This is a genomic window from Psychrobacter sp. 1044, assembly GCF_904846525.1.
Taxonomy (GTDB): domain Bacteria; phylum Pseudomonadota; class Gammaproteobacteria; order Pseudomonadales; family Moraxellaceae; genus Psychrobacter.
Map to the genome: position 1 here is coordinate 21,151 of NZ_CAJHAZ010000026.1, position 6,051 is coordinate 27,201.

Annotated in this window: 5 protein-coding genes and 1 pseudogene; 1 reads left to right on the forward strand and 5 read right to left on the reverse strand. The window is 43.1% G+C overall.

The window, feature by feature from the left end:
• Positions 1 to 50: 50 nt before the first annotated feature.
• The 5 genes from JMX82_RS13115 to JMX82_RS13135 all read right to left on the reverse strand — a co-directional run bounded on the left by JMX82_RS13115 (position 51) and on the right by JMX82_RS13135 (position 3,916).
• Positions 51 to 380, reverse strand: a complete 330-nt coding sequence (locus JMX82_RS13115) for a hypothetical protein (protein WP_227502415.1) — start codon at positions 378 to 380, stop codon at positions 51 to 53.
• Positions 370 to 927 (reverse strand): PepSY domain-containing protein, encoded by a 558-nt coding sequence (locus JMX82_RS13120; protein ID WP_025653060.1) that lies wholly within the window; start codon positions 925 to 927, stop codon positions 370 to 372. The genes JMX82_RS13115 and JMX82_RS13120 overlap by 11 nt, the downstream gene beginning before the upstream one ends.
• Before the next feature lie 89 nt (positions 928 to 1,016).
• Positions 1,017 to 2,543, reverse strand: a complete 1,527-nt coding sequence (locus JMX82_RS13125) for an ATP-binding protein (protein WP_201540862.1) — start codon at positions 2,541 to 2,543, stop codon at positions 1,017 to 1,019.
• 60 nt (positions 2,544 to 2,603) lie between these two features.
• Positions 2,604 to 3,275, reverse strand: coding sequence for a response regulator (locus JMX82_RS13130; RefSeq protein ID WP_101211070.1), 672 nt, complete (start codon positions 3,273 to 3,275; stop codon positions 2,604 to 2,606).
• Between the two features lie 38 nt (positions 3,276 to 3,313).
• The gene (locus tag JMX82_RS13135) at positions 3,314 to 3,916 is read right to left on the reverse strand and encodes a cytochrome b/b6 domain-containing protein (protein ID WP_101211069.1); all 603 of its coding nucleotides are present in this window, start codon (positions 3,914 to 3,916) and stop codon (positions 3,314 to 3,316) included.
• A 538-nt stretch (positions 3,917 to 4,454) separates the two neighbouring features.
• On the opposite strand from JMX82_RS13135, the pseudogene JMX82_RS13140 reads away from it, so the two are divergent.
• Positions 4,455 to 5,485 (forward strand): annotated as a pseudogene (locus JMX82_RS13140) (integrase core domain-containing protein).
• The last annotated feature ends 566 nt before the right edge of the window (positions 5,486 to 6,051 follow it).

A 6,051-nucleotide genomic window follows, 5' to 3' on the forward strand; every position in this document is an offset into this window, starting at 1 on the left:
GGGTATAAGCTCAATAATTACTCATCTTTGCTTATTTATTGATTTGCTGGTTATTGAGAAGAACGCGTACGGGCGACGACTGTTATTGCCTCTACAGGAGCAGCTTCATTGACCTGCCTCAGCTGTGTGATGTCAACAATGGGTATTGATGCAGCAGCTAGCTCACCACTCCCAGAATCTGTAGTATTTACAGTGACGGCGCTCACAGATGGGCTGTCTGTCTCTTGATTGAGTAAAAATAACCATCCACCCATCGTGCCTGCAATCGATGCAATCATGATACTGCTTTTAAGAAAGGCGAACGGATCAGCTTTTTTACTCGTCTTATTAGCAGGTTTCTTTGGAGTTGCTTGGGCCGTTGATTGTGTATTAGTCATCATAATCATCTTCCTCCTCATGGTGTTTGTAGCTCGTTGCGATTAGATGATCACTCTTTTTGTAATCCTCGTCACGGTATTTGCCGACTTTTTCATTTTCGTCCCTGTCGTCATCATGATGCTCATCTCGATCATCTTCATCGTAGTCTTCATAAAAATTCTCAACACGATAATTATTGGTCGCTACCGGATTTAGAACCGTGCCTAAATTGGCGTCAATATAAGTGGCGCTATTATCTAATAGCACTTCATAAGCGACCTTACCGTTATAGTTGATGAGCTCTGGATTGGCCTGCAATATCGCATTGGGTGCGTCTTGTTTTGCCAGTGCTGTCGCTTGCGCAGGACTAAGCGCAGCAAGAGGTAACTGCTGCACCGATGAGGATGATGCGTTAGGTGTGATGTCAGCATTTTGAGTGATGGGATCAGCTACTGATAAAGTACTAGCAGGTTCGGGAGACTGCACGGCTAAGGCAATAACCCCACCAAAGAATACTAAGGAAGTCGCACCGACAGTTAATAATAGTGGTTTTAAGAGCGGTAGGCTCACAGGTTGTACTCCATATAATGTTATTAGGGAATACGAGTAGCATACGCACCGAATATTAACTCAAGCTTAAGACAGTATGATTTATTTTTTTACAATGGTTTTGAGAGTACGTTTTTACTTCTTACCGTTACCACAAAGCCTGTTTCTGGTTGAGGGTGGTTGGCAAATGCTAAGGTGAGGTTGTGCAGATCTGCGATTCGATTGGCGATTGACAGTCCTAGCCCACTGCCTATTTGAGTTTGACCGGCTGGGCGATAGAAGCGTTCGCTCAGGCGTGCTAGCTGTTCTGGTTCTACGCCCAAGCCATTATCCACCACTTTGATACTATCAGTATCCAACTGCAGTTCGATCTGGCAGCCCTCTGGGCAATAGCGAATGGCATTGTCTAGTAAGTTACGGATTAATAGTTTAAATAATACTGGATTGATAAGAATGGGCAAAATATCGGCAGGATTGTCACAGTGTACGGTGCGTTTTAATTGAATGTGTTTTTCACGCGCCAAGCGGTTGACGTCACTCAGCACAGTATCGGTGAGCATCAGCCAGTCTGGACGTTCTAATTGCTCAGGGGGCAACTGCTGTTGCGGCTCTATTTTGGCTAAAACCAATAATTGATCGACCAAATGGGTGGCACGCTCGATACCATCGCTAATTTTTAGCGTGTGATAAAACAGTTGACTGTCGTTTTCTATACCCGACAGCTGTAACAAGTCTGCTTGTAGTTTTAGCGCAGCCAGTGGACTACGCAGCTCATGAGAAGCATCAGCAGTAAAGCGTTGTTCACGTGCCAAAGTATCTGCCACTTTCACAAACAACACGTTTAAAGCGGTCACTAAAGGCTGAATCTCTTGTGGGACGTCTGCTGTGATCGGATGATCGTCTTGCAGCTTGCGCTGTTCCACTTCGGCGCTGATTTGACTTAATGGCATCAGTCCGTGTCGTATCAATCCGATAGTCAAGATCATCAAGGAAAGCAGCCCAATTAACATCGGCAGCACTTGTACAGACATCGCTTCAACAATCATTTCTCGGCGAGAATCAAGATTTTGGCCAATCGCAATCACACGCCCTTCGTGCATATCATCGCTATGATAGTCATCGTGCGCATAAAACAACCGCCAACGTTTGCTAAAGGGATTCAGACGCTGATAAGCAGAGTTGTATTCTTCTATAAAACCACGCTGATCTGGCAGGAAAGAAAACGACTGTCCGTTTTCATCAGCCATTAATAGTCGTCCCTCTTTATCCCAAATAGCAAAGCCCATATAGTCATCTTCCGCATCACCAAGATCCCCTGACAGCTCTTTACTTTTTAAATTATATATTTTGGCAGCATGTTCGCTCTTCTGTTTATGATGATCGTCGTCATCGTCTTCTTGATCACTATTTTCTGAATCTCCAGTTTTTGGAATCCCGTCTTTGGAATCTACCTCTTTTAAGTCACTGTCATCAGCCGAGATACCCATCAAGTAACGAACCACTTGGGTGATTTGCGTGTCATTCATTTCATTGATTTCGTGCCACAACCGCCAAGCAATAAAGCTCGACGTGACAAGCCATAGCAAGGGCAGACCAATGAGTAAGGAGATGAACAGTCGCTGCTGGATACTTTTCATAAGCTCACATGTTGCTCATATATTGTTCGTATGTTGAAAGCCAAATTGACTATAAATATATTAATGGTTATGTGCTGGATTGAGGTAGTAGCCGATACCGCGTTTGGTTAAAATAAAGTCATTGCCCAACTTTTTGCGTAAATGATGAATATGTACTTCAATCGCATTACTCTCAATATCCTGTTGCCAGCCATAGAGTTTGTCCTCTAAGCTCGCTCGGCTATGTATCTGTTTGGGATGGGTCAGCATTTGCTCTAGTATCGCCACTTCTTTGATGGTCAGCTCAACGACTTGCCCTTGATAAGAAACCTGATGATTATGAGGCCAATAAGCGACGTCACCATAACGAATCTCAGGCTGGCTACGTCCCTGACTGCGCCGTATCAATGCTTGCAGGCGGGCAACCACCTCATCTAGTGCAAATGGCTTGACCAAGTAATCATCGGCGCCCGCATTGAGTCCCGCCACGCGATTGGCAATGGCATCACGAGCGGTAATGATCAGCACTGGTGTGTCTAACTGTTTGTATCGCCAATTTTGTAGCACCGTCATGCCATCCCCTCTTGGCAACGTCAAATCAAGTAGCACCGCGTCAAACATATCCTCTTGCAGTGCCATCTCACCTTGCCTAGCATCACTAAACCAATCAACCATCATGCCATGGCTCTTTAGCCCAACAACGAGGCCTTCAGCAATATTGCTATCGTCTTCTATTAATAGTATGCGTGCCATGACTGTCCTATTACGTTATGTATCCTGCTATCTTGTTTTTATTGTGGGCGACGCGTCGTCACCGTTTTATTACCCGTTATCATCGACTTGATCAGATTTTGCCGTTCCCAATAGCTCATGGCAATTGCAGAGATAATATGCAACGGCACCAGCAAGTATAAACTATTGGCTAGTATTCCATGGATTTCTTCAAGGATATCTTTACTACCGAAAATTTTGGCTTCCATCAGATAACCACTGATGCCCAATCCTATAATCACGGCCCATAACGACAGCATCATAATAGCAGCCAGTGGATTATGACCCAAATGCTGCTCATCTGTACGGCGGATACTTAAATCAGATAGGTGGTGTTTAATACGAGACGGCGTGGGGAAAAAGTTACTAAAGCGTGCATAACGTGTACCCACAAATCCCCAAAGTAGACGGATAACCACTAGCCCTACCACGGTATAACCGACATATTGATGCAGCTCACTGCCTTCTTCGGTAAAAAGCAAATTAGCAGTGATACCAGCCGCGACGGCCCAGTGAGTCACTCTGACCAAAATATCCCAAACTCGTACTTTCTGAGTTTTAGGAATGTTTGATAACAATATATCAGACTCGTGGGTCGGATTCGTTGTACTGTTTTGGTTCATGGTCATCACTCCCCTAATAGTTCGTTTGTTTTTTGACGATATAATTGCTAAACATCAAACCTAGGCGAGATACCGCTAGTAGGCTAGACGTTACATCATCTGCTCTACTGCTATTACAACAAACAAACCTTAAGGCTAGCTTAGGAAGCTAAAAACCAAACACTCATATAGTGAGTAATATGTCATGACATTTCTAGGTGGTGATAAAAAATACCGTTTAAAATACCGTTGCTAGCAACATTATTTTTTAAACGGCACAATATTAGAATAAAAGCTGAGACGAATCCAATAATTAATTTATCGTAGTTCGCCTTTAAAGCGTTTACGCACCTGATGCAAGTACAGAGCCGGTGCGACTCGCTACAGTAAGCTGCCAAGGTGCGAAACAGGTTCAGGCAATATCCAGCGTTTGCGTCGCTGCAAACCTTGATCGATCCGTTCGGCCATCCCTTCAGTACTGCGCATACTCCGGCAATCCTCCCGATAAATAAGAACGCTTAGAAATAGAGATTAACTGCTAAACTATCAGAAGAACCCTATGAAAAAGATCCGCTTTAGCGACAACCAAATCGTCAACATCTTAAAGCAAGCAGAGCAAGGTGTCCCTATCACTGAGCTATGCCGTGACCACAATATTGGACAAAGCACCTTTTATAACTGGCGTTCTAAATACGGCGGTATGGATGCCTCTTTAATCTCACGTCTTAAAGAGCTTGAAATTGAGAACGCTCGACTAAAGAAGATGTATGCCGATGAATGTCTTAAATCTGACATATTACAGAATGTCATGTCAAAAAAATGGTAGCGCCATCAAGGCGCCGTGAGATGGCTTGTCACTACCTTGAAGAGCGTTTTATTAGCATACGCAGGGCTTGCCATATCTTTAACATCAGCGTCACTTGCTACTATCATAAGTCAGTTGCCTCTGATGAAAACAAGCTAATAGCGGATTTATTAATAGATCTGACGCAGAAGAATAAGAATTGGGGCTTTGGATTATGCTTTTTAAGTCTGTATAACTTTCTGGGGTTGCCCTACAACCACAAACGCGTCGTGTATCGCATCTACTGCGATCTTGAATTGAACCTTAGAATCAAGCCCAAGCGCCGTATTAAACGTGACAAACCCATACCTCTAGCAGTACCTGATAGTATCAATCAAAGCTGAAGCATGGACTTTATGCCTGATGCGCTAACCGTTGAGATTGACTTTTCACTACCTGCTCAAAGAGTGATACGCGGTCTGAATCAGCTGATTGAATATCGAGGCAAGCCTGATCAAGTGAGATGTGACAACGGTCCTGAGTACATTAGTAATGCACTCAAAGACTGGGCACTAGAGCAAGATATTGCTATCAGATATATTGAGCCTGGTCATCCACAGCAAAATGCTTATGTAGAGCGCTATAATAGAACGATGCGGTATGATTGGTTAAACCAAGAGCTGTTTACTACTTTAGCTCAAGTCAGAGAACAAGCAGAACACTGGTTGTACCACTACAATAACGAGCGCCCGAACATGGGCAATGGCGGCTTTACGCCAATGCAGAAACTATTTCACGCAGCTTAATTCTATTAGATTAGTGTCTTAGGTTTGGGTGGGTTACCACTTGAATTAAACTTGGAATAGGTATGCCAATAACTAGTTCTGAATGAGCTGGTTCAGGCATTTCTGTTATTCGTGATGTTGAGGCATATTTATTTGATATAAGGCAAGGTACGGTAAAACGTACTATTTAGGCTTGGAAAACTATGGCTGCACCTAAGGTCTATTCATCATCGGATTACTCAGACAGTTGATTAAAAACCTACTCCTACACTAAATATTTGTATTTTTGATCTGTTTCTCAGCGACTGCAATGTACTAGCCAGAACATAACTGCTTAGGTGATGATGACTTCGCTATCGAGGGACTGAAAATCTGATTATAATGAACGTATAAACTTACTTTTAAATATTAAAAACATAAAAAAAAGGTTGCCAATGCTATACCAAATATAGCCTCGGTAACCTTTTTTAATTTGGCATTTTACTTAGGTGATATTGTTAATATTGGGGTTTGATTGCTATCCCATAGCTTTTTAATTGCTTTGACAACTGCCTTTGAGCAGTGCTGTGACTGGTTAGAGCTAGCAA